The sequence below is a fragment of the Streptomyces sp. Pv4-95 genome (assembly GCF_045782725.1).
Lineage (GTDB): Bacteria > Actinomycetota > Actinomycetes > Streptomycetales > Streptomycetaceae > Streptomyces.
On sequence record NZ_CP127172.1, the window covers coordinates 1,208,259 to 1,230,344 of the forward strand.

Annotated in this window: 22 protein-coding genes; 14 read left to right on the forward strand and 8 right to left on the reverse strand. The window is 69.9% G+C overall.

From position 1 onward, the window contains the following. The first annotated feature begins 14 nt into the window (after positions 1-14). Together QOM21_RS05625 and leuD are read left to right on the forward strand one after the other, a co-directional pair. The gene (locus QOM21_RS05625; RefSeq protein ID WP_407548620.1) at positions 15-1,595 is read left to right on the forward strand and encodes a 2-isopropylmalate synthase; all 1,581 of its coding nucleotides are present in this window, start codon (positions 15-17) and stop codon (positions 1,593-1,595) included. Next, the gene (gene leuD / locus QOM21_RS05630) at positions 1,592-2,242 is read left to right on the forward strand and encodes a 3-isopropylmalate dehydratase small subunit (protein ID WP_407548621.1); all 651 of its coding nucleotides are present in this window, start codon (positions 1,592-1,594) and stop codon (positions 2,240-2,242) included. Before QOM21_RS05625 ends, leuD begins: the two co-directional genes overlap by 4 nt. Positions 2,243-2,318: 76 nt before the next feature. Here the strand turns inward: leuD and QOM21_RS05635 are convergent, their stop codons facing one another. Both QOM21_RS05635 and QOM21_RS05640 read right to left on the reverse strand, forming a co-directional pair. Further along, entirely contained in the window at positions 2,319-2,987 is a 669-nt protein-coding gene (locus QOM21_RS05635; protein ID WP_407548622.1) for a response regulator, read from the reverse strand. After that, positions 2,984-3,724 carry a sensor histidine kinase gene (locus QOM21_RS05640; protein WP_407548623.1) on the reverse strand — a complete coding sequence of 247 codons (741 nt, stop codon included), beginning with the start codon at positions 3,722-3,724 and terminating at the stop codon, positions 2,984-2,986. The genes QOM21_RS05635 and QOM21_RS05640 overlap by 4 nt, the downstream gene beginning before the upstream one ends. A 450-nt stretch (positions 3,725-4,174) precedes the next feature. Between QOM21_RS05640 and QOM21_RS05645 the strand changes: the two genes are divergently transcribed. The 5 genes from QOM21_RS05645 to ahcY all read left to right on the forward strand — a co-directional run bounded on the left by QOM21_RS05645 (position 4,175) and on the right by ahcY (position 9,938). Beyond that, positions 4,175-4,990 carry an SDR family NAD(P)-dependent oxidoreductase gene (locus QOM21_RS05645; protein ID WP_407548624.1) on the forward strand — a complete coding sequence of 272 codons (816 nt, stop codon included), beginning with the start codon at positions 4,175-4,177 and terminating at the stop codon, positions 4,988-4,990. A gap of 115 nt (positions 4,991-5,105) precedes the next feature. Then, positions 5,106-6,335, forward strand: coding sequence for a methionine adenosyltransferase (gene metK, locus QOM21_RS05650; RefSeq protein ID WP_407548625.1), 1,230 nt, complete (start codon positions 5,106-5,108; stop codon positions 6,333-6,335). 205 nt (positions 6,336-6,540) lie between these two features. Beyond that, positions 6,541-7,524: a carbohydrate kinase family protein gene (locus QOM21_RS05655; RefSeq protein WP_407548626.1), complete on the forward strand. Its 984-nt coding sequence runs from the start codon at positions 6,541-6,543 to the stop codon at positions 7,522-7,524. 82 nt (positions 7,525-7,606) lie between these two features. Next, complete coding sequence (gene metF, locus QOM21_RS05660; protein WP_407548627.1) at positions 7,607-8,497, forward strand: methylenetetrahydrofolate reductase [NAD(P)H]; 891 nt, start codon at positions 7,607-7,609, stop codon at positions 8,495-8,497. Next, entirely contained in the window at positions 8,487-9,938 is a 1,452-nt protein-coding gene (ahcY, locus tag QOM21_RS05665) for an adenosylhomocysteinase (RefSeq protein ID WP_407548628.1), read from the forward strand. The genes metF and ahcY overlap by 11 nt, the downstream gene beginning before the upstream one ends. A 40-nt stretch (positions 9,939-9,978) precedes the next feature. Here the strand turns inward: ahcY and QOM21_RS05670 are convergent, their stop codons facing one another. Both QOM21_RS05670 and QOM21_RS05675 read right to left on the reverse strand, forming a co-directional pair. After that, positions 9,979-10,734 carry an SDR family NAD(P)-dependent oxidoreductase gene (locus QOM21_RS05670; protein ID WP_407555586.1) on the reverse strand — a complete coding sequence of 252 codons (756 nt, stop codon included), beginning with the start codon at positions 10,732-10,734 and terminating at the stop codon, positions 9,979-9,981. A 253-nt stretch (positions 10,735-10,987) separates the two neighbouring features. Next, positions 10,988-11,611: a ScbR family autoregulator-binding transcription factor gene (locus tag QOM21_RS05675; protein ID WP_407548629.1), complete on the reverse strand. Its 624-nt coding sequence runs from the start codon at positions 11,609-11,611 to the stop codon at positions 10,988-10,990. Between the two features lie 131 nt (positions 11,612-11,742). On the opposite strand from QOM21_RS05675, the gene QOM21_RS05680 reads away from it, so the two are divergent. Beyond that, a complete protein-coding gene (locus QOM21_RS05680; RefSeq protein ID WP_407548630.1) occupies positions 11,743-12,678 on the forward strand; it encodes a ScbA/BarX family gamma-butyrolactone biosynthesis protein in 936 nt (311 codons plus the stop codon). A gap of 68 nt (positions 12,679-12,746) precedes the next feature. Here QOM21_RS05680 and QOM21_RS05685 read toward each other — a convergent pair whose 3' ends face one another. Then, positions 12,747-13,511 (reverse strand): SDR family NAD(P)-dependent oxidoreductase, encoded by a 765-nt coding sequence (locus tag QOM21_RS05685; protein ID WP_407548631.1) that lies wholly within the window; start codon positions 13,509-13,511, stop codon positions 12,747-12,749. 431 nt (positions 13,512-13,942) lie between these two features. Between QOM21_RS05685 and QOM21_RS05690 the strand changes: the two genes are divergently transcribed. From QOM21_RS05690 to QOM21_RS05700, 3 genes are all read left to right on the forward strand, one after another. Beyond that, positions 13,943-14,758, forward strand: coding sequence for an S-adenosyl-l-methionine hydroxide adenosyltransferase family protein (locus QOM21_RS05690; RefSeq protein ID WP_407548632.1), 816 nt, complete (start codon positions 13,943-13,945; stop codon positions 14,756-14,758). Between the two features lie 98 nt (positions 14,759-14,856). Further along, on the forward strand, positions 14,857-15,498 hold the full coding sequence (locus tag QOM21_RS05695; protein ID WP_407548633.1) for a class I SAM-dependent DNA methyltransferase: 642 nt from the start codon (positions 14,857-14,859) through the stop codon (positions 15,496-15,498). Between the two features lie 427 nt (positions 15,499-15,925). After that, positions 15,926-16,741, forward strand: coding sequence for an SDR family NAD(P)-dependent oxidoreductase (locus QOM21_RS05700; RefSeq protein WP_407548634.1), 816 nt, complete (start codon positions 15,926-15,928; stop codon positions 16,739-16,741). Positions 16,742-16,896: 155 nt separating this feature from the next. Here QOM21_RS05700 and QOM21_RS05705 read toward each other — a convergent pair whose 3' ends face one another. The 3 genes from QOM21_RS05705 to QOM21_RS05715 all read right to left on the reverse strand — a co-directional run bounded on the left by QOM21_RS05705 (position 16,897) and on the right by QOM21_RS05715 (position 18,686). Further along, the gene (locus tag QOM21_RS05705) at positions 16,897-17,145 is read right to left on the reverse strand and encodes a hypothetical protein (protein WP_407548635.1); all 249 of its coding nucleotides are present in this window, start codon (positions 17,143-17,145) and stop codon (positions 16,897-16,899) included. Continuing rightward, the gene (locus tag QOM21_RS05710; RefSeq protein ID WP_407548636.1) at positions 17,142-17,756 is read right to left on the reverse strand and encodes a hypothetical protein; all 615 of its coding nucleotides are present in this window, start codon (positions 17,754-17,756) and stop codon (positions 17,142-17,144) included. The genes QOM21_RS05705 and QOM21_RS05710 overlap by 4 nt, the downstream gene beginning before the upstream one ends. Positions 17,757-18,269: 513 nt before the next feature. Beyond that, on the reverse strand, positions 18,270-18,686 hold the full coding sequence (locus QOM21_RS05715; protein WP_407548637.1) for a secondary thiamine-phosphate synthase enzyme YjbQ: 417 nt from the start codon (positions 18,684-18,686) through the stop codon (positions 18,270-18,272). Between the two features lie 432 nt (positions 18,687-19,118). On the opposite strand from QOM21_RS05715, the gene QOM21_RS05720 reads away from it, so the two are divergent. The 3 genes from QOM21_RS05720 to QOM21_RS05730 all read left to right on the forward strand — a co-directional run bounded on the left by QOM21_RS05720 (position 19,119) and on the right by QOM21_RS05730 (position 22,086). Continuing rightward, positions 19,119-20,048: an ABC transporter permease gene (locus QOM21_RS05720; RefSeq protein WP_407548638.1), complete on the forward strand. Its 930-nt coding sequence runs from the start codon at positions 19,119-19,121 to the stop codon at positions 20,046-20,048. Beyond that, complete coding sequence (locus QOM21_RS05725) at positions 20,021-20,941, forward strand: ABC transporter ATP-binding protein (protein ID WP_407548639.1); 921 nt, start codon at positions 20,021-20,023, stop codon at positions 20,939-20,941. Before QOM21_RS05720 ends, QOM21_RS05725 begins: the two co-directional genes overlap by 28 nt. Positions 20,942-21,045: 104 nt before the next feature. Then, positions 21,046-22,086 (forward strand): ABC transporter substrate-binding protein, encoded by a 1,041-nt coding sequence (locus tag QOM21_RS05730; RefSeq protein ID WP_407548640.1) that lies wholly within the window; start codon positions 21,046-21,048, stop codon positions 22,084-22,086.

Below are 22,086 nucleotides of genomic sequence, written 5' to 3' on the forward strand. Positions count from 1 at the left end.
GGCACGCCGGCGGCATGCCCGTGCACAAGTACCGCCGGTACGAGCCGTTCAGGCTTCCCGACCGGACCTGGCCGGACCGTGTGGCGGAGCGGGCACCGACGTGGTGCAGCGTCGATCTGCGGGACGGCAACCAGGCTCTGCTGGAGCCGATGGACATCGAGCGCAAGCGGGTGATGTACGACCTGCTGGTGCGGCTCGGTTTCAAGGAGATCGAGCTGGGCTTCCCGATGTCCAGCCGCGCCGACCTGGAATTCACCCGCGATGTGATCGAGCGGGGCGCCATTCCCGACGACGTGACCATCCAGGTGATGTCGCCCATCCGCGACGGGATGATCGAGGACACCGTCAAGGCGATCGAGGGTGCGCCGCGCGCCATCGTGCAGATCTTCAATCCGACGTCGGTGACGCAGCGGCGCGCGGTGTTCCGGATGAGTCGTGCGGAGGTCAAGGCCCTTGCCCTGCGGGGCGCGGAGCGGGCGCTGAAACTGCGTGACTCGCTGCCGGGCACCGAGATCTATCTGCAGTACGGCACGGAGTCCTTCACGCAGACCGAGCCGGAGTTCGCGCTGGAGGTGCACAACGCGGTCCTGGACCTGTGGCGCCCGGAGCCGAAGGAGCAGGTGCGGATCGTGCTGCCCGCGTCCGTCGAGGCCTATCCGCCGCACGAGTTCGCCGACCGCATCGAGTGGATGCACCGCAATCTGGCCTACCGCGACGCGATCTCGCTGACCCTGCACACCCACAACGACCGCGGCTCGGCGGTCGCCGCGACCGAGATGGCGGTGCTGGCCGGCGCCGACCGGGTGGAGGGCACCCTGTTCGGCAACGGTGAGCGGGCCGGCAACGTCTGCCTGATCACACTGGCGATGAATCTGTACTCGCAGGGCATCGACCCCGGCCTGGACCTCGGCGATCTGGACGAGGCGCGGCGAGTGGTCGAGCACTGCAACCGCATGCCGGTCTCGCCACGCCACCCCTGGGTGGGCGACTTCGTCTACACCTCCTTCGCCGGTTCCCACCAGGACGCGATAGCCAAGGGGCTCCGGGCGCTGGAGGAGAGCGGGTCGCCGGTGTGGGACGTGCCGTACCTGCCGATCGATCCGCGTGACGTGGGCCGTGACTACCAGGCGCTGATCCGGATCAACGGCCAGTCGGGCAAGGGCGGTGTGTCACACCTCATGCGGACCGCGCACGCCTTCGAGCTGCCGCGCAGGCAGCAGATCGAGTTCGCCTCGATCGTGCAGACCAAGGCCGAGAACGGCGGCGAGGTGACGGCTGATCAGCTCCTGACGTGGTTCAGGGAGGCGTATCTGCACGAGGCGGACGGCGCCGCTCTGCCCGGTCATGTGGAGGACCGGTCGTCGCCACAGGCCGTGCTGGACGCGCTGTTGTCCCGGCACGCGCTGGAGGGCTCGGTGAGCGAGACGCAGGTGCAGGCGCCGCGGGCCGGCGAGCAGCGGTGCGTGGCGTACGCCGAGGCCTCGGTGGGAACGACCACCCGCTGGGGCGTCGGCGTCGCGGCGACGGAGGAGGAGAGCCTGGCCAGGGCGCTGCGCTCGGTGGCACGGCGACTGGTTGCGGAGGTGACGTCATGAGTCCGGTACCCGTGGTGCGGCACACCGGAACGGCGGCACCGCTGCGCCGCCGCGACGTGGACACCGATCAGATCATCCCGGCCGAGTTCTGCAAGCGCCTGGGGCGTACGGGATACGAGGACACGCTGTTCCACCGCTGGCGGCAGGATGCGGACTTCGTACTGAACCTGCCGCGGTACGCCGGGGCGAGCGTGCTGGTGGCGGGACCGGACTTCGGCATCGGGTCCTCACGCGAGCACGCGGTGTGGGCGCTGCGTGACTTCGGCTTCCGTGCGGTGATCGCCTCGTCCTTCGGCGACATCTTCCGCGCCAACGCGGCCAAGAACCAGCTGGTGACGCCGCGGGTGCCGGAGGAGGCGGTACAGCGGCTGTGGGAGCTGGTCGAGGCGGACCCGGCCACGGAGGTCACGGTGGATCTGCGGGAGCGAGTCGTGCTGGCCGGAAGCATGCGCGTACCGTTCGAGATCGGTGAGCACAGCCGCTGGCAGCTGATGAACGGGCTGGACGACATCGAGATCACCCTGCGGCGCGGCGGCGGCATCGACGCGCACGAGCAGCGGCGCCCTGCGTGGCTGCCGCGGGTCGTGGCCTCAAGTGTGGCCGCCGGTACGGCGGGTGGTGCGTCAGACCCCGCGGAAACAGGGTGACCCTGCCGTCCCCTCCCGCCACCGTCCCCGTGCAGGAAGGCCGCCCCGGATTCCGGGGCGGCCTTCCTGCGCTCCGTCAGCGCGCGGCGGCGCCCGGCTCCGCGGCGGGGAGCAGCCGCATGGCCATGGCCTTGTTGATGGCGTTCATGCGGGAGCGCACTTCGAGCTTGAGATAGATGTTGGTCAGATGGCGTTTGACGGTGCCTTCGGAGATGTAGAGCTCGCCGGCGATCTGCGCGTTGCTCAGCCCGTGCGCCACCAGGCCGAGTACCTCCAACTCGCGTGCGGAGAGCGGGCCTTGGGCCGGTCGCTCCAGGCGGCTGACCGTCCCCTTGGCGACGGAGAGCACCACTCGGTCGGAGTCGTTGCGTACGGCGCGGATCGCGGCGAGCAGCTCCTCGCGCGTGGAACTCTTGGAGATGTATGCCTGGGCACCGATCGCGATGAGTCTGCTGACCATGCGGGCGTCGTCGTGCATGGTCAGGACCGCGACGCGGGGCGGCTCCGGGACCCTCAGCACCTGTTCGAGGGTCTCCTCGGCGCCCGGGCCCGGCATCTCCACGTCCAGCAGGAGGACATCGGGGTTCGTGCTGCGCACCTGCGCGACGGCCGCCTCGCCGTGGGCGGCCTCGCCGACGACGTGCAGATCGCTCTCGTTGTCGCATATCTCGACGATGCCCTCCCGGAAGAGCGTGTGGTCGTCGGCGATGACGACGCGGGCCGGAGCGCCCGTCCCCGTCGTCACCGTGCCGCCAGCGGTACCGTGACGGTGATCCGGGTGCCGCCGCGGGGGCCCGGGCCGGTACGCAGCGAGCCTCCCAGTAACGCGGCACGCTCCTGCATCGACGAGAGGCCGAGCCCCGGCGAGCGTTCCCGTCCGCCGCACTGAAGGCCCGAACCGTCGTCCGCGACCTCCGCGACCATGGTGCCGTCCCGGGTGTGCAGGGAGATGGTGATGTCGTCGGCGCCCGCGTGGGCAAGGGCGTTGCCCACGGCCTCGCGCAGGATGAGGTAGATCTCGCCGACGTCCGCGGTGCCGGCGGGAGCCGTGTGCGGGGGTTGCTCGGCGGTCCGCTGATCGGCCCCGGGGGTACGCAGGCGGGCGGACAGCTCCTTGGCGGTGTGCAGGGCCTGGTGGAGGAACCGTACGGCGTCGGTCCGCTTGTCGCGGGCGCGCTCGGGGCGGCCGTCGTCGGCGTAGAACTCGCTGAGTTCCAGGGAGTTGAGGCCGACGACGATGGCATGGGCGACGCGGTCGTGGAGTTCCCGGCTGAGCCCCTGCCGGTCGGAGGGGGCCAGGGCGGCGTCGGCCTCGATCGCCTCGCTCCCGTCAGCGGGCGCGGCGCGGCCATCCCTCGAAGTACCCCGCTCCGCGGCGCTGTCCGGTCCCGCGTCCCGGCCAGGGGGCCCGTCGTCCGCCGCTGTCGGGGGGCGGTCCAGTACGCCGGTGCAGCGCGGCAGTGTCATCGCATTGCGTGTCATCACACACACTTCCTCAAGCATCGTCCGCGGTCGGGGGATGTTCGGAGATGAACGCACCGAATGCGCACACCTGGGGCTGAGCGCGAATTCATCGCGGCGCGGCGGGGGGAATCCGGGTCGGCAGACCGAGTTTTTACCCGGCATACCCACGGGAGTTGGCGGTGGTTGCCGTGCGCCTTCCACGGAAGCTGCGGCCATTTGCTCTCGGTACAGAATCCGGCCACCGGTCACACGCCTCCCTTCAGGCGCTCACAGAACAAAAGATAGCGCTCTTTATGTAACTTGGGTAGGCCCGCTGACGGGCAATCACACTCCCTTCGGCGCCCCGCTCTGCCCCTCTGCGCGCCGGCCGTGCTTCCCGGTCGCCAAGCCCGCTGCCCCCAAAGCACAGTGCCCGCTGTCACCTTCGCCGGATGTGGCCGCACGGTCGCCACGACGATGCTGGGGCCCATGACACACGGTACGAACACTCATGCCGGAGTCGCCGTCGTCACGGGCGCTCGCCAGGGCATCGGCCGCTGCATCGCCGAAGTCCTCGCCGCCCGGGGCTACTCGCTGGCCCTGATCGATCTGGAACATCCCAAGGAAACCCTCGACGCCCTCGGGCCCGTTCAAGCCGCGGGCACCGAGGCATTCGGGATCACCGCGGACGTCTCCGACGAGGCCGCAGTGGCCGCCGCCAAGGACGAGGTCCTCGCCCGCTTCGGCCGGGTCGATGTCCTGGTCAACAACGCCGGCATCGGCTTGATCGCCCCGGCCGAGACCACCCCGGCCGCACAGTGGCGCCGGGTGCTGGACGTCAACCTCACCGGCCCCTTCCTGCTCTGCCAGGCCTTCGGCACGGCCATGCTCGACTCCGGCGTACCCGGCACGATCGTCAACATCGCCTCCATCGCGGGCCTGGGTGGCATCCCCGACCGCGTGGCCTACAACGCCAGCAAGCACGGCGTGCTCGGCCTCACCCGCACCCTCGCCGTGGAGTGGGGCGGTCGCGGCATCCGCGTCAACGCCGTCTGCCCCGGCTTCGTCAAGACCGAGATGGACGAGGCCGACCTCGCCTCGGGCGCCTACGCCCCGGAGGACATCATCGACCGCGTACCGCTCGCCCGCTTCGCCTCACCCACCGACATCGCCGAAGCCGTCGCCTACCTCGCCGACCCGCGGCACAGCGCGTATGTCAACGGCACGGCCCTGCCGGTGGACGGCGGTTGGACCGCGGACGCAACCTGGCGCGCGCTACGGCTTCGCAAGCGCGCGACGGCCTGAGGACACGGCCGGCGCGGCCTGCCCCGGCACGCGTCACGGCAGCGCCCGGCACCTCGTCAGGCCCGGCTCGCCGTCCTCCCCACGTCCTGCTCACCGTTCCACCCAAGGAGACCTCATGGCTTCAACGCTGTTCACCTCGGAGTCCGTGACCGAGGGCCATCCCGACAAGATCGCCGACCAGATCAGCGACACCATCCTCGACGCACTGCTGCGCGAGGACCCCGGCTCCCGTGTCGCCGTGGAGACGCTGATCACCACCGGACTGGTCCACGTAGCCGGTGAGGTCACCACCACGGCCTACGCGCCCATCGCCCAGCTCGTACGCGACAAGATCCTCGAAATCGGCTACGACTCCTCCGCCAAGGGCTTCGACGGGGCCTCCTGCGGAGTGTCGATCTCCATCGGCGCCCAGTCCTCCGACATCGCGCAGGGGGTGGACACCGCGTACGAGCAGCGCGTCGAGGGATCCTCCGACGCCCGGGGCGACGACGATCTGGACCGCCAGGGCGCCGGCGACCAGGGCCTGATGTTCGGCTACGCGACGGACGAGACCCCGGAGTTGATGCCGCTGCCCATCAGCCTCGCGCACCGTCTCTCCCGCCGGCTGTCCGAGGTCCGCAGGAACGGCAAGCTCCCCTACCTGCGGCCCGACGGCAAGACGCAGGTCACCATCGAGTACGACGGAGAGCGCGCGGTCCGCCTGGACACCGTCGTCGTCTCCTCGCAGCACGCCTCCGACGTCGACCTCGATGCCCTGCTCACGCCCGACATCCGCGAGTTCGTCGTCGAGCACGTCCTCAACCAGCTGACCGAGGACGGCATCAAGCTCGACACCGGCGACTACCGCCTGCTGGTCAACCCCACCGGCCGCTTCGAGATCGGCGGCCCGATGGGCGACGCGGGCCTGACCGGCCGCAAGATCATCATCGACACCTACGGCGGCATGGCCCGCCACGGTGGCGGCGCCTTCTCCGGCAAGGACCCGTCCAAGGTCGACCGCTCGGCCGCGTACGCCATGCGCTGGGTCGCCAAGAACGTCGTGGCCGCCGGCCTGGCCTCCCGTTGCGAGGTCCAGGTGGCCTACGCCATCGGCAAGGCCGAGCCCGTCGGCCTGTTCGTGGAGACCTTCGGCACCGCCACCGTCGACGTCGAGAAGATCGAGCGGGCCATCTCCGAGGTCTTCGACCTCCGCCCCGCCGCGATCATCCGCGATCTGGACCTCCTGCGCCCCATCTACGCCGCCACGGCCGCCTACGGTCACTTCGGCCGCGAAGTGGACGCCTTCACCTGGGAGCGCACCGACCGTGTCGGCGCCCTCCGGGCAGCGGCCGGGGTGACCGCCTGAGCGGCGCTCCGGTCACGCCCGGGAAGCATTCGTCGAACGGGGCCGGCACCGCTGCCCGGGCCGGCCCTCCCGGGGCCCGCGCCGGACGCGCCGGCCGGGACAGCCCGGGGCCGGACGCACCACCCGTCCCCGAGCATCCCGCGAGCCCGGCCCGGTATCCAGAGAGCCCGGCCCCACCACGCAGGCAAGGCAAGGAGAGAACACCGTGCAGATCGCCATCGCCGGCTCGATCGCCACCGACCATCTGATGGCCTTCCCCGGCCGCTTCACCGACCAGCTCGTCGCCGACCGGCTGGACCGGGTTTCGCTGTCCTTCCTCGCCGACCACCTGGAGGTCCGCCAGGGCGGGGTGGCGGCCAACATCGCGTGCGGCCTGGGCCGGCTGGGTCTGCGGCCCTTCCTGGTGGGCGCGGCCGGCACGGACTTCGCCGACTACGCGGCACGGCTGGCGGCCGACGGGGTCGACACCGGTTCCGTACGCATCAGCGAGACCCTGCACACCGCCCGCTTCATGTGCACGACCGACACCGATCAGAACCAGATCGCCACCTTCTACGCCGGAGCCATGGCCGAGGCGCGCAAGATCGACCTCGCCGTGGTCGCCGACCGCACCGGCGGCCTCGACCTCGTCCTCATCGGCGCGGACGACCCCGAGGCGATGCTCCGGCACACCGCCGCCGCCCGGGCCGAGGGCTTCGCGGTGGCCGCGGACCCCTCCCAGCAGCTGGCCCGCCTGACGCCGGAGCAGGCCCGCTCCCTGGTCGACGGCGCGCGCCTGCTGTTCACCAACGAGTACGAGGCCGGTCTGCTGCAACAGCTCACCGGCTGGGACACCGCCGACGTACTCGACCGCGTCGGCACCTGGATCACCACACTCGGAGCGGACGGCGTACGGATCGCACACGCGGGCCAACCGCCCCTGCGCGTACCGGCCGTACCCGCGCACGACATCGCCGACCCCACGGGTGCGGGCGACGCGTTCCGCGCCGGCTTCCTCGCCGGCCTCGCCTGGCAATGGCCGCAGCAGCGCGCCGCTCAGCTGGGCTGCGCGCTCGCCACCACGGCCCTGGAGTCGGTCGGCACCCAGGAGTACAAGCTGATTCCCGCGGAGCTGCTGGAGCGGATCGCCGAGGCATACGGTCAGCAGACGGCAGCGGAGTGCGCTCCGAGGCTCGGGGATATCTCGTGACCGGCCGGGACGAGGAGATCCAGCCCGTCCGACTCCTCAAGGCTCTGGCCTATCGCGTCGAGTTCACCGCCGGAGGCCCCTCATGACCGCCCTCCGCGAGATCATCGCCGGTCCGGAGCCGTCGTTCTCGTTCGAGTTCTTCCCGCCCAGGACGGAGGCAGGGGACCGCACCCTGTGGCGCACCATCCGCCGCGTCGAGGCGCTGGCCCCTGCCTTCGTCTCGGTCACCTACGGCGCGGGCGGCTCCTCCCGGGACCGCACGATCGCGCTCACCGAGCGGATCGCCGCCGACACCACCCTGCGCCCGGTCGCCCATCTGACCGCCGTCGGCCACTCGGTCGCCGAGCTGCGGCACATCGTCGGCCGGTATGCCGATGCGGGAGTACGCGACGTGCTCGCCCTGCGGGGCGATCCGCCGGGCGATCCGAACGGGGAGTGGATCGCGCACCCGGACGGGCTCACCCACGCCCATGAGCTGGTGTCCCTCGTCAGGGAGTCGGGCGCGTTCACCGTGGGCGTCGCCGCGTTTCCCGAAAACCATCCCCGCTCCCCGGACCGGGAGTCCGACCTCCGGAACTTCGTCGCCAAGTGCCGGGCCGGCGCCGACTACGCCATCACGCAGATGTTCTTCCACCCCGAGGACTACCTGCGGATGCGGGACCGGGCGGCCGCGGCCGGCTGCGACACCCCCATCATCCCGGAGATCATGCCCGCCACGGACGTACGGCAGATCCGCCGCTTCGCCGAACTCAGCGGCGCAGCCTTCCCCGAGGAGCTGGCGCAGCGGCTGGAGGCGGCGCGCGACCGCCCGGAGGAAGGCCACCGCATCGGCGTCGATCACGCGACGCGGATGGCGGACCGGCTGCTCGCCGAGGGCGCACCGGGGCTGCACTACATCACGCTCAACCGGTCGACCGCCGCCCTCGACATCCATCGCCACGTATCCGGGACAAGGAGTCTTCATGCCTGCTGAGTTCACCGATTTCAAGGTCGCCGATCTTTCTCTTGCGGCTTTCGGCCGCAAGGAGATCACTCTTGCCGAGCATGAGATGCCCGGTCTGATGTCGATCCGTAAGGAGTACGCCGCGGCGCAGCCGCTGGCCGGTGCCCGGGTGACCGGTTCGCTGCACATGACCGTGCAGACGGCCGTGTTGATCGAGACCCTGGTCGCCCTGGGTGCGGAGGTCCGTTGGGCCTCGTGCAACATCTTCTCCACGCAGGATCACGCCGCCGCGGCGATCGCGGTGGGTCCCGAGGGCACGCCGGAGGCGCCGCGGGGTGTGCCGGTCTTCGCCTGGAAGGGCGAGAGCCTGGAGGAGTACTGGTGGTGCACCGAGCAGGCCCTGACGTGGCCGAACTCGCCCACCGGCGGTCCGAACATGATTCTTGACGACGGCGGCGACGCCACGCTGCTGGTGCACAAGGGTGTGGAGTACGAGAAGGCCGGCAAGGTTCCGGCGGTGGAGACCGCGGAGAGCGAGGAGCACCGCGCGATCCTGGAGCTGCTGCACCGCACGCTGGGTGAGGCTCCGCAGAAGTGGACCCGTCTGGCTTCGGAGATCCGCGGTGTGACGGAGGAGACCACGACCGGTGTGCACCGTCTGTATGAGATGCACCGCGATGGTGAGCTGCTCTTCCCGGCGATCAATGTGAACGACGCCGTGACGAAGTCGAAGTTCGACAACAAGTACGGCTGCCGCCACTCGCTGATCGACGGCATCAACCGTGCGACCGATGTGCTGATCGGTGGCAAGACCGCGGTGGTCTGCGGCTACGGCGATGTCGGCAAGGGCTGTGCGGAGTCGCTGCGCGGCCAGGGTGCGCGGGTGATCATCACCGAGATCGACCCGATCTGTGCGCTGCAGGCGGCGATGGACGGCTACCAGGTCACCACCCTGGAAGAGGTCGTCGAGAGTGCTGACATCTTCGTGACGACCACGGGTAACAAGGACATCATCCTTGCCGAGCACATGGCGCGGATGAAGCACCAGGCCATCGTCGGCAACATCGGTCACTTCGACAACGAGATCGACATGGCCGGCTTCGCCAAGATCGACGGCATCGTCAAGGACGAGGTCAAGCCTCAGGTCCACACCTGGACCCACCCGGACGGCAAGGTGTTGATCGTGCTGTCCGAGGGCCGTCTGCTCAATCTGGGCAACGCCACCGGTCACCCGTCGTTCGTGATGTCCAACTCCTTCGCGGACCAGACGCTGGCCCAGATCGAACTGTTCACCAAGCCGGAGGAATACCCCACCGACGTCTACGTGCTCCCCAAGCACCTCGACGAGAAGGTCGCCCGCCTCCACCTCGACGCCCTCGGCGTCAAGCTCACCGAGCTGCGCCCGGAGCAGGCCGCCTACATCGGCGTCCAGGTCGAGGGCCCCTACAAGTCCGACCACTACCGCTACTGAGCCGCCCAGGGCGCGCGTAACGCAGGGCAGGAGGGGGTCTTCAGACCGCCGAGCAGCCCCCGTCCACCGGCACCACTCCCCCGGTGACGAAGGATGACTGGTCGCTGCAGAGCCAAGCGGCGGCGCGGGCGACCTCGACGGGGTCGGCCAGCCGGCGCTGGATGGCACGGGCGACGAGGTCCGACTCCTGCACGCCGTCCGCCTCTTCCAGGGCGGCGGTGAGCATTTCGGTACGGGTGGCGCCCACGACGAGGGCGTTGACGCGGATGCCGTGGCCGCCGTACTCGGCGGCCGCGGTCTTCGTCAGTCCCAGGACGGCGTGCTTGGCGGCCACGTACGGGGCGATGGCGCCGGTCGCGAACAGCCCCGCCGTACTGGAGGTGTTGACGATCGCACCGCCGGTGTCCTGGGTGAGCATCGCGCGGATCTGGGCGCGCAGGCAGTTCCACACGCCGCGGACGTTGACGTCCATGATCCGGTCGAAGACCGCCTGGTCCGTCTCGTGCAGGGGGGAGCCGAGCGTGCCCTGTCCTGCGTTGTTGAAGGCAGCGTCGAGAGCTCCGAAGTCGGCAACCGCCACCTCGACGGCGCGCTCGACGTCGTCCTGGCTGGTGACATCGCCGGTGACCACGGCGGCGTGCCCGCCGGCCTCCTCGATCTCACAGGCGAGGAGGCGCAGCCGGTCCTCGCGGCGGGCCATGAGGACCACGGCGGCGCCCTCCTCGGCGAAACAGCGTGCGGCGGCGGCACCGATGCCGCTGGACGCACCGGTGATCATTACGGTCTTTCCGTCCAGCGTTCCCGGGTCACGGTCCCTGCCGCTGCCCTTCTGCACCGCCCGCCGCCTCGGGGCGGCGGGCCGACCCTGCCGTACGCTCCCCGCGCTCGTCGTGGTCCCTGCCGCCTGTACCGGAATCGCCGGCGTCATCCCATGCCCCCGTATGTGGACAGCCACTGCATCGGATTATAGAAATCTCGGTTCGTCACCGTGGTGCACTTGTGTCACACCATCCAGGGAGACACAACCCCGCACGGAATCTGACGCAACGTCAAATAGCTTTCCCACGCGAGGAGTCGAGGTCGATCGTGGCCACCGCCTCCGGTGTGGCCATGCCCGGCAGGAGGCAGCCCCACATCTCGGCCACCCGCTCGGGCAGGTCACGACGCCCGGTTGCCATCTGCGCGTGCATCTGCGCACCCGTACAGGCGTTGACGATCAGGCGGGCGAGCGCCGCCTGATCGCAGCCGGCCAGGAGTTCGCCGCGCTCCCGGGCCTCCGCCAGATCCTCCGCCAGTATCCGGGCCCACTGCTGGTGGGAGTTCTGCTCCTGGCTCAAGAACTCCTCCTGCTCCATCACCAGCCGTGCGCCGGCGAGCAGTACGGGGTCCTCCAGGAGCTGGTGGGCCCAGGTCAGGGTGACGTCGACGGCGCGCTGGAGGCCGGCGGAGTGATGTTGCGGCAGGACCCTTCCCGGCTGGTTCAGCACGATCTCGCGGGCCAACGCCGCCTTGTTCTTGAAGTGGAAGTACATCGCCCCCAGGGTCAGGCCCGCGCGTTCAGTGATCTTGGTGACGCTCGCGCCCGCATAGCCCTGCTCGGCGAAGACCTCGGCCGCCGCCCACACGAGGGTGGCGCGGGTCCGGAGGGCACGGTCCTGTGGCTGTCTTGACATGCATCTTTCCGGTCAGCTCTCGACAGAATAAATAACGTTCTCTATGTTACCGCACACCGGTTGACTCAACTCCCCCTCCAAACACATCAGTTACTGCACACGACGTTCCACCGTCCATGAGGAGAAGTCGTATGCCTACCCCCCTTGCCGTCCCTGTCTCCGGTGCCCCCACGGCGGCGCCGGTTCCCGGCCACCTGGTCCGCAAGCACTTCGCCGATCAGGTCCTGATCACCGACTGGCACCTCGTCTCCGGTACCACCCACAGCGTCACCGCCCACTGGCCGCAGCAGCACAGCTTCTACACCCCCCATCCCGGCCGCTACAGCCCGCTGCTGCTGATCGAGACCGTGCGCCAGGCCCTCGCCCTGCTCTCCAACACCGCCTACGAGGTACCGCTGGAGTACCGACTGGGCTGGGACTACTGCTCCAGCACCCTCACCCCCGCCATGCTCGACATCCGCCCCGGTGACGGCGGGGCGGATATCGAGCTGACCATCACGCACGCCGTGCCCACCCCTCACCGCAAGGGCGGCTCCGTACGCCTGGAGGCCCAGATCACCGCGGTTCGTGAGGGGCAGCTGCTGGGGGCCATGCACCTGCGCTACACCGGCCATCCGCCCGCCATCTACGACCGGCTGCGGGGCGGGCACGCCGACGCCCGGAAGGCCACCTCGCTGGCACCGTCACCCGGCATGCCGGTGCCGCCAGGACACGTGGGCCGCACGCGCGAGAAGGATGTCGTGCTCTGCCCGACGGACAACCCGAGGCGCTGGCAGCTGCGGGTCGACACGGAGCACTCCGTGCTCTTCGACCACGCCCACGACCACCTTCCCGGCATGGTGCTGCTGGAGGCCGCCGGGCAGGCCGTGCAGTGTCTCGCGGGGCCCGAGCCCACCACACCGGTGACGCTGCGCACGCACTTCTCGCGCTACACCGAGCTGGACGCGCCCTGCTGGATCGAGGCAGCGCCGCTGGAATGGCCGCAACCCGACCTCGCCCGAACCGACATCACCGGCACCCAGAACGGACAGGTCACCTTCACGACGCATGTGGTGACCCGGAACTGAGGGGATCCGTCCCGGACATGGCGTGAGGGGCGGCCGGCGGCCGCCCCTCACCCACCTCCGACGCGCGGTCACCACATGAACTGTCCGCCATCGACGATGAGCTTCTGCCCCGTGATGTATTCGGCCCCGTCACCGACGAGGAACTCCAGCGCCGCGGCCATCTCCTCGACCGTGCCGATGCGGTCCTGGGGGATGCTCGTCAGCATGCTCGCGCGGTGCTCGGGCGCCGCTGTCCGCACGCGCATCTGCATGTCCTCGGTGTCGATCATGCCGGGGATCAAGGCGTTCACCCGTACGTGCGGCGCGAGTTCCAGCGCCAGGCACTTCGTCAGATGCAGCAGACCGGCCTTGCTCGCCGCGTAGTTGACACCGTTGAAACGGGGCCTGATACCGGTCGTGGCGGCGATGTTGACGATGGACCCCTGGCCGGCCTCACGCATCGCGGGGGCGAAGGCGCGCGCCATGTAGAACGGTCCCGAGAGGTTGGTGTCGAGGACGGTGTGCCATTCCTCGTCCGACATCTCGGCGAACGGGCGGTCGATGTTCCGTCCGGCGTTGTTGACCAGCACATGCGGTGTGCCGAGGCCGGTGAGCACGCGGTCCGCGAGGCGGTTGACCTCGGCGCTGTCGGAGACATCCGCCTGGAGCGCCGTACAGGCGTCGCCGAGCTCCGCGGTGGCCACCCGCGCGGCCTCGGGGTCGTGCCGGTACAAGGCCACGACCTGGTAGCCGAGTTTCACGAGTTTCCGGCTGAAAGCCAGCCCTATTCCCTTGGTACCACCGGTGACGACGGCAATCCGACCGACGCTCCGGCCCGTTTCGCGAACACTCATGCAAACCGATCCTTTCTCCTCCGGGATTCCTCCGAGCTTCCTACGAGAACTCCTCTGCAGCGTGCGGCAATTCATGGGAGAAGTCCAGCTCCTCAGGGGAGGGGGAGCGCACCTACGACGCCCCGGAACGGTCATGGTTCACTCCGTTCCGCTCCGCCTGCTTTCCGCCGGAGCCCGCCCATGTCCGCACGTCAGCGCGGCATTCGAGGGATCCCTTCGGCGAGCACGCCGCCTCGCCGGCGGCCCCGCGATCGAGCCGGGGTCGCAAACGGCAATGTCCCTAAGGTGGCATCGGGATTTACCACCATCGCCGAATGGTGCCGGGCCGCCGCCACGAATCATGATGGTGAAACCAGCCGGAAGCCCGGACCGAAACCGGATCCGTCCCGGACAGAACCCGGAACATTCCCGGACCACGGAAGGTCGAATTGGTGAACACGCCCATCATTGCTTACCTGTCGGACATCGGTAACCACGACGAGGCGCACGCACTCGGCAAGGGCCTTATCAAGACCATTGCCCCGGGTGCGGAAATCGTCGACATCACCCACCAGGTCACGCCGTTCGATGTGCGGGAGGGCGGCCTGTATCTGCAGGACGTACCGGCATCGTTCCCCGCGAACACCGTGATCTCCGCCTACGTCTACCCCGAGACCGGCACCTCGACCCGCACCGTCGTGGTCCGCAACGAGAAGGGACAGCTGCTGGTCGCCCCCAACAACGGGCTGCTGACCTGGGCCCTGCAGGCGATACCGGCCGTCGAGGCATGGGAGGTGACCTCGCCCGACGTGATGAACCAGCCGGTCACGCCCACCTGGTACGGCAAGGATGTCGTGGTGGCCTGTGGTGCGCATCTGGCCGCCGGTGTCGAGCCGTCCGCCGTCGGCCCCAAGATCGACGTGGCCGACCTCGTGACTCTTCCCTCGACTCCCGCCGTCCAGCAGAAGGACGGTTCGGTACACGGCGAAGTGGTCCGGATCGACAAGGCGTTCGGCAACGTCTGGACGAACATCTCCCTGGACGCGCTGTCCGGCGGCGGCGAGCTGGAGGGCAAGACCCTGCGGGTGACCGCGGAGGGGGTCTCCGTGGAGATCCCGTACTACTCCACCTTCGGCGAGGTGCCGGTCGGCGAGCCGCTGGTCTACAACAACAGCCGCGGCAAGGTCGCGCTCGGCCTCAACCAGGGCAGCTTCCTGAAGAAGTACGGAGTGGGCGCCGGCACCGCCCTCACCATCGGCCTCGTCTGAACCCGCCGGGTACGCGAGCCATCCGTCCCACCTGATGCACCCTGCGCCTGGCCCGGTAGCGGTACCGGGCCAGGCGCCATTGCGTGGAGGAGAAGCACATGGACAGCCAGGAGATCGTCGACCGGTCGCACAGCCTCGACGGCCGGCCCGACCTGCTCAGCGCCTTCTACGGCGACTGGGCCACCACGTATGAGGCCGACGCGAACAACATGGGGTACGAGGGGCCGCTCAGGATGGCCGACTTCTATCTCTCGCTCGCACCCCGGATGCTGCCCGAACCCGCCGGGACGACCGCGCTCGACGCAGGGTGCGGTACGGGCCTGATCGGCCCCGTTTTCAGGAAACTCGGCATCGGCACGCTCGACGGCATGGATCTCAACCACGGGATGGTCACCCAGGCGGCCGGGACCGGCGCCTACCGCCACCTCACCAGCGGCACGGATCTCAACCTCGGCCTGACCGAGTTCGCACCCGACACCTATGACCTCACCATCAGCTGCGGCGTGTTCACCACCGGCCATGTGGCGCCGCACGCACTCGACGCACTCCTTCGCGTCACCCGCCCCGGCGGCCTGGTACTGCTCACCACCAGCGCCCACTACCTGACCATCACGGACTTCCACGGCTATCTGACATCCCGGCAGGCCGAACATCGCCTGACCCTGATCGACTGCCTCCCCGACCACCCGTACCTGACGGACGAACGCGCACACTACTGGGCGGTGTCACCCACGGAGTGAACCGGAGGGGGGCCGCATCGGCTCCGGCAGCACCGCTGCGCGGGGTCAAGCGGTAGCGCGTCTCCACTGGTTCAAGGGCGGCCCGCTTCGTGCGGGCGGCCGCCCGCTCCTGGTTGCCATCCCGCAGGCGACGTTCCTCCTCCGCTCGGCGCGCGGGGTGCACCGCGTTGAACGGTCATGCTGCCGGGCCGTGCGGCTACGCTTCGGGGCCGGCCCTCGGGCCTTCTTCAATGGGCCTTGTTCCGGCCGGACCGGACCGTGGCGAATGTCGGCGCGAGCCCAAGCCCCCGGAACAGCATCCAGTGACCGCATTGAGAACCTGAGCGACCTCGATGCCGGAGCGGCACCCGGTCGGCCGGCGGTGTCGGTGCTTCGTATGCTCGCGGTGCGGGGAACCGGAAGCGACCATCTTCGGAGGCGAACGACCATGTCGGAGCAGCGTGTTGTCCTGGTGACGGGTGGAGGAACGGGAATCGGGGCCGCCACTGCCCGACTGCTGCGCACCGCCGGGCACCAGGTCGTGATCTCCGGGCGGCGGCCCGAGCCACTGCGCCGGGTGGCCGAGGAGACCGGAGCGCTGGCCCATCCTTCCGACGCCGCCGACCCCGAAGCCGTGCGCGAGCTCGTCGAGACGACGGTGACGGCCTACGGGAGACTCGACGGCGTGGTGCTCAACGCCGGAATCGGGCGGGGCGGCGCGATCGGCGACACCACGGCCGAGGACTGGGAAGAGCTGATGCGGACCAACCTCACCGGCCCGTTCCTGCTGATGCGTGCCGCGCTGCCGCATCTGCTGGCGGCCCGTGGCGCGGTGGTCGCGGTCGCCTCGGTCGCCGCGCTCCGCAACAGCTTCGGCAACGCCGCCTATGCGACGTCCAAGGCGGGTTTGCTCCACCTCTGCCGCTCCCTCGCCGTCGACTACGGGCCGCAGGGGCTGCGGGCGAACTCGGTGTGCCCGGGCTGGGTGCGTACGGAGATGGCCGACCAGCGGATGGCGCGGTTCGCGGCGGAGGCGGGGCTGGCGGGCGGTGCCGAGGAGGCGTACGAGGAGGCGAACCGGTTGACTCCCGCCGGGCGGCCGGGTGATCCGGAGGAGGTCGCCGAGGCGATCGACTGGCTGCTGTCGCCCGCCGCGTCCTACGTCAACGGGGCCGTCCTCACCGTCGACGGCGGGGTGACCACGGTCGGCGTCGGCGGTGCGGCCTTCGACCACCGGATCGAGGCGCGCACCCCACGCCTGTAGCGGACTGCCGGACAGCCTCGCTCCACAGGCCCCGTGGAGCGAGGCAAGAACCCCTGGCGGGGCCAGGTCCCCGGAAAGAGGCTGAGCACGCCCGACTGCCCCCGAGGCAGCCGGGCTCGTCTATGGGGGACGAAGCCGAGGGGCGGCCAGCCAACCTAGCGTCCGGGCCGAGACACCATGCCGACGGTGGCGGCCAGGGTACGCAGGACGGTCGTGCCGGCGACCATGACCGAGGAGACCGGCCATGCCACCCATCGCGCCAGATCGTCTCGCAGGTCGGGATCCACCTCGACGGTCACCCGGAGGTATCTGTTCTGCAGCGTGGTGACTTTGGTGGACCGGGTTACGGAATCGTCCTGTCCGCGCTGCAGTGCCGCGCGGTAGCTTTCCTTGCGCTGACTCATACCTCATCCTGACGCTTGATCAGTTCCTCCGCGAAGTCCATGTACGCCGAACCCTTGGCCTGGACCGCGTTCCCGAATGACTGGGAGTACAGGTCGAGCCGCGCGATCTGGGTGTCCAGCACCTCGAAACCCCGCTCGGTGAGGGCCTCACGAGCGTCGGCATCGGGCCCGGTGCGCGTGGCATCCGGACGGTTGGTGCGATTGAGCAGGACCGCCGTGCGGGCCGGCTCGGCACGCAGGGACTGCACGTCCGCCATCTCGCCGAGGATGGGTGCCATCCGGTCCAGTTCGATGGGGGCGGGGGTCACGGGCACGATCCACTCACCGGCGTACCTCATGATGCTGCGGGTGATGCGGGGATGGTCCTCCAGCTGGGGCGCATCGAGCACGACGGCCTGCCGGTTGCCGAGGAAGTCGTTCACGCGCCGGTGCACGTCCCCCACCGGCAGGGCGATCACCGGAAACGGAAAGCCACCGGCCAGCTCGCTCCAGCGCAGCGCGGAAGAGGCCGGGTCACCGTCGACCAGCAGCGGCGACAGTCCCGACTCATGCAGCGCGTGGGCCAGCCACACGGCGCTCGTCGTCTTTCCGACGCCGGGCTTGAGGTTCACAAACGCACAACTCAATGGCACAAGAGCTGACCATAGCGGGCACAATCGTCCGGTTTCGGTCGGTACGAGGGCGTGGCTTCGTGGTTCACCCGCAAGCGGTGAAAAACAGCGGGCACCCGTTGTGGTCCCGGCCGTCTCCGACGGCGCCGCTGGTCGCCCTTCCCCGCTCCCTCACCGGATGGCATACGGCACCCGCCCGTCGGCACCGACTACTCCGCTCGGCCCCGCCGGCCCATGAGACCGAGGACCAGCGTGAAGGGCGGACGGCGCGGCCTTGCCCATCCGTTCGCGATCCTTCGATCTGCTCACCGAGGAGACGGTGACCCGCATGGACAAGCTGTTCTACTCCGAATGCCGGACCTCCTGAGGGGCCGCATGCGCCGCCTTGCACCCGGCCCACGTGCCCTGCCGCAGAGGGCGGGGCTGCCGGCCGGCCCCGGCGAAGGCGCGTGCCACATCCGTCGCGTCGCGAGGCGGCGTGTCAGCAGGAAGGACCCTCACCGCCAACCCTCGCTATCCGAGGAAGCTCAGCCGCACCGTGCGGTCGGGGTTGTCCCGGTTCGTGTCGACCAGGCACACCGACTGCCAGGTGCCCAGGGCCATGCGGCCATCGATGACCGGGAGGGTGGCGTGGGGCGGGACGAAGGCGGGGAGGACGTGGTCGCGGCCGTGGCCGGGGGTGCCGTGGCGGTGGCGCCAGCGGTTGTCGGCGGGGAGGAGATCGTGCAGGGCGGCCAGCAGGTCGTCGTCGCTGCCGGCGCCGGTTTCGAGGATGGCGATGCCCGCGGTGGCGTGCGGGACGAACAGGTTCAGCAGTCCGTCGCGGGCGTCGACGTCCCGGAGGAATGCCGCGCAGTCGGAGGTGAGGTCGGCAACGGTTTCGGCCGAGCCGGTGGTGATGTCCAGGGTGCGGGTGGTGAAGGTGCTCATGGCCTCATTTTGGTACGGCGGCCAGGGGCGGTGACGCAACCGGGCGGCCCCGGCCGCAATACTGCCGCAACAAAGGTCCAGCAGCCGAGACGACGTTTGACCCTCCACGGGGGCACCGCTACGTTCAACGGCATGTCTACGTCAGCCCTGCTCACGACGCGCGGTCACATCGACCTGCTGCGAGTGGCCTCCGCCGCATGTCGCCGCGGCTGCTGACGACCCCTCAGCTCATTTAGCCTTCCGGGTTCCTGGACCGTCCGGCTCCTTTGACCTGCTGGCCTCATGGCCATTCGAGCATTCGGGCAGTCGACCCGTTCACCGCTTCGCCTCTTCGCCCGCTCGCCTCTTCCGCCCGCCCAGGGCCTCCCCTCTGCCGCTGCGCGCTGCCCGTGCGTGTCCGCGGTACGCCCCTCCCCTGCCTGTGGAGTCTTGATGTCCCTCGACCAGGCCGTCCAGCACGGCCATTCTCCGCCCGATATATCTGATTCATCGCCATCTGACCCCTCGCGCTCTCTCGCGCTCTCGAAGGGCGCCGACGCCTCCGAGGGGTCCGTCGCACCCCCGCTCGACCGCGTCGTGCCCGTGTCGAGCCGCAACCGCTCGGTGCCACGGTGGGTGCGACGGACGGCGGGCCCCGTGACGCTGCTGGTGCTGTGGCAGGTGCTGAGCGCGACGGGCGCGCTGCCGGCCGAGATCCTGGCCTCGCCGGGGACCATCGCCGCGACCGCCGGCGACCTCGTGTCGGACGGGACGCTGCCGTCGGCGATGGGGGTATCGCTCCAACGCGTCGCCGTCGGCCTGGTGTTGGGCGGTCTCATCGGTGTCACCCTGGCGCTCGTGTCGGGCCTCTCCCGGCTCGGCGAGGATCTGGTCGACGCGACGGTGCAGATGCTGCGTTCCGTCCCCTGGGTCGGCGTCATCCCGCTGTTCATCATCTGGCTGGGGATCGGCGAGGCACCCAAGATCGCACTGATCTCGCTCGGCGTCGCCTTCCACCTCTACCTCAACGTCTATGCCGGAATCCGCGGCGTGGACGCCCAGCTGGTCGAGGCGGGGACCTCACTCGGACTGAGCCGCTGGGGCCAGATCCGGCACGTCGTGCTGCCCGGTGCGCTGCCGGGCGCGATGACCGGGCTGCGGTATTCGCTGGCGACCGCCTGGCTCGCGCTGGTCTTCGGTGAGCAGGTGAACGCCGATGACGGTCTCGGGTTCCTGATGAACCAGGCCCGGGAGTTCTTCCGCACCGACGTGATCGTGGTCTGCCTGGTGGTCTACGCGCTGCTCGGGCTCATCGCCGACTTCCTCGTCCGCACTCTCGAAAGGCTGCTGCTGCAATGGCGACCGACCTTCACGGGCCAGTGACCGACACCGCCCCGGACGTGACCGAAGCACCGGCCCCCGCGCGGGCGGCGGACGGTGCGGGAGCCGTCCCCGGCGTCGCCGTACAGGTCGAGGGGCTGGTCCGGGCGTTCGACGGCCGGGCCGTCATCGACGACCTGCAACTCAACGTCAGGCCGGGCGAGTTCGTGGCCCTGCTCGGCCGCAGCGGCTGCGGCAAGTCGACGCTGCTGCGGGTCCTGGCCGGACTCGACCGGGAGATCGAGGGCGAGGTGCTGGTGCCGCGCCGCAAGGCCGTGGCGTTCCAGGCACCGCGGCTGATGCCCTGGAAGCGGGTCTGGCGCAATGTCCTGCTGGGACTGCCGGGCCGCCCCGAACGCGCCGCCGCGGTGCGGGCGTTGGACGAGGTGGGCCTCGGTCACCGCGCCGACGCCTGGCCCAAGACGCTCTCCGGTGGTGAGGCGCAGCGCGCCTCGCTGGCCCGAGCGCTGGTACGTGAGCCCGATCTGCTGCTGCTGGACGAGCCGTTCGGGGCCCTCGACGCGCTCACGCGGATCAAGGCCCAGCGGCTCGTGGCCGACCTGTGGCAGGAGCGTGGCTGCGCGGTCCTGCTGGTCACCCACGACGTCGAGGAGGCGCTGCTGCTCGCCGACCGCGCGCTGGTGATGGAGGACGGCCGCATCGCGTACGAGACCGAGGTGGATCTGCCGCGGCCGCGTGACATCTCCGATCCCCACTTCGCCGCGCTGCGTGCCGAGCTGCTCGACCGGCTGGGCGTCGAGGGACCGGACGACGCCGCGGCGGACCCGGCCGCGGACGACGAGGAGACCTCCGGCGCCGACGCCACGCCCGCCGCCACCACCGAGGCCGAGGACGCGGCTTCCGCCACCACCCACCTTCCTGCCACAGCCGCCTGACTGCCACTCACTCACCCACACCCGCACCCGCACCCGCACAGCGAGTACTGCGCCCGAGCGGCAAACCCCGCCCACGGCGCGCTTCACGAATGGAACGGAATCTCATGAGACCACGGCACACCGCCCCGGCCCTGCTGCTCCCGCTCGCCCTGCTGCTGGCCGCCTGCGGTGGTTCGCCGCGGGGGGACGGCGCGGGAGGGACCGGCAGCGGTACCGACGGGAAGGGCTCGCTGACGCTCAACGTCGGTGACCAGAAGGGTGGTTCGGAGGCCGTACTGCGTGCCGCCGGCGAACTGGACGACCTCCCGTACAAGATCAAGTGGTCGACCTTCACCTCGGGGCCGCCACTGCTGGAGGCGATCAACGCCGGAGCGGTCGACGTCGGCGGGGTCGGGAACACGCCGCCGGTGTTCGCCGCCGCCGCGAATTCCAAGATCAAGGTGATTGCCGGGTCGCACAGCAGGTCCGACGGCGAGGCGATCCTGGTGAAGAAGGGCTCACCGCTCAAGCGGCCGTCCCAGCTGAAGGGCAAGTCCATCGCGGTGGCGCAGGGCAGCTCCGCGCATTACCAGCTCATCGCCCAGCTGAAGAAGACCGGGCTGACCCCGAAGGACGTCACCCTCAACTATCTGCAGCCGGCCGACGCGCTCGCCGCGTTCTCCCGCGGCAAGGTGGATGCCTGGGCGGTGTGGGACCCCTACACCTCGCAGGCGCTCGACCAGGCCGACGCCCGGGTGCTGGCGACCGGGCAGGGTGTGGTCAACGGTCTGAGCTTCCAGGTCGCCGCGCCCGCGGCGCTGGACGACAAGAAGAAGTCCGCCGCCCTCAAGGACTACACCGACCGGCTGCGCCGCGCGCAGAACTGGGTCTTCAAGCACCCCGACGCCTGGGCGAAGGCATGGTCGCAGGAGACCGGGCTGCCGCGGAAGGTGGCACGGGACGCGGTCGAGCGCACCCGGGGCACGGCGGTGGCGGTGGCCGTCGACAAGGCGGCGATCGCCTCCGAGCAGCAGATCGTCGACACGTTCGCCGGGCTCAAGCTCATCCCCCGCAAGTACGACTTCGGATCGTTCGTCGATCCCCGCTTCAACGGTGACCTGCCGCCTTCGAGCACGCCGCCGCGCACCTATGGAAAGGCCAAGTGA

Bases quoted from the DNA above. Each gene is read 5' to 3' on its own strand.
- QOM21_RS05680 (WP_407548630.1), top strand. From the start codon at position 11,743: ATGCCTACCCCCCTTGCCGTCCCTGTCTCCGGTGCCCCCACGGCGGCG.
- ahcY (WP_407548628.1), top strand. From the start codon at position 8,487: ATGCCTGCTGAGTTCACCGATTTCAAGGTCGCCGATCTTTCTCTTGCG.
- QOM21_RS05645 (WP_407548624.1), top strand. From the start codon at position 4,175: ATGACACACGGTACGAACACTCATGCCGGAGTCGCCGTCGTCACGGGC.
- QOM21_RS05625 (WP_407548620.1), top strand. From the start codon at position 15: ATGCCCGTGCACAAGTACCGCCGGTACGAGCCGTTCAGGCTTCCCGAC.
- QOM21_RS05725 (WP_407548639.1), top strand. From the start codon at position 20,021: ATGGCGACCGACCTTCACGGGCCAGTGACCGACACCGCCCCGGACGTG.
- metF (WP_407548627.1), top strand. From the start codon at position 7,607: ATGACCGCCCTCCGCGAGATCATCGCCGGTCCGGAGCCGTCGTTCTCG.
- QOM21_RS05700 (WP_407548634.1), top strand. From the start codon at position 15,926: ATGTCGGAGCAGCGTGTTGTCCTGGTGACGGGTGGAGGAACGGGAATC.
- QOM21_RS05705 (WP_407548635.1), bottom strand. From the start codon at position 17,145: ATGAGTCAGCGCAAGGAAAGCTACCGCGCGGCACTGCAGCGCGGACAG.
- QOM21_RS05640 (WP_407548623.1), bottom strand. From the start codon at position 3,724: ATGACACGCAATGCGATGACACTGCCGCGCTGCACCGGCGTACTGGAC.
- QOM21_RS05675 (WP_407548629.1), bottom strand. From the start codon at position 11,611: ATGTCAAGACAGCCACAGGACCGTGCCCTCCGGACCCGCGCCACCCTC.
- QOM21_RS05730 (WP_407548640.1), top strand. From the start codon at position 21,046: ATGAGACCACGGCACACCGCCCCGGCCCTGCTGCTCCCGCTCGCCCTG.
- QOM21_RS05695 (WP_407548633.1), top strand. From the start codon at position 14,857: ATGGACAGCCAGGAGATCGTCGACCGGTCGCACAGCCTCGACGGCCGG.
- leuD (WP_407548621.1), top strand. From the start codon at position 1,592: ATGAGTCCGGTACCCGTGGTGCGGCACACCGGAACGGCGGCACCGCTG.
- QOM21_RS05720 (WP_407548638.1), top strand. From the start codon at position 19,119: ATGTCCCTCGACCAGGCCGTCCAGCACGGCCATTCTCCGCCCGATATA.
- metK (WP_407548625.1), top strand. From the start codon at position 5,106: ATGGCTTCAACGCTGTTCACCTCGGAGTCCGTGACCGAGGGCCATCCC.
- QOM21_RS05715 (WP_407548637.1), bottom strand. From the start codon at position 18,686: ATGAGCACCTTCACCACCCGCACCCTGGACATCACCACCGGCTCGGCC.
- QOM21_RS05685 (WP_407548631.1), bottom strand. From the start codon at position 13,511: ATGAGTGTTCGCGAAACGGGCCGGAGCGTCGGTCGGATTGCCGTCGTC.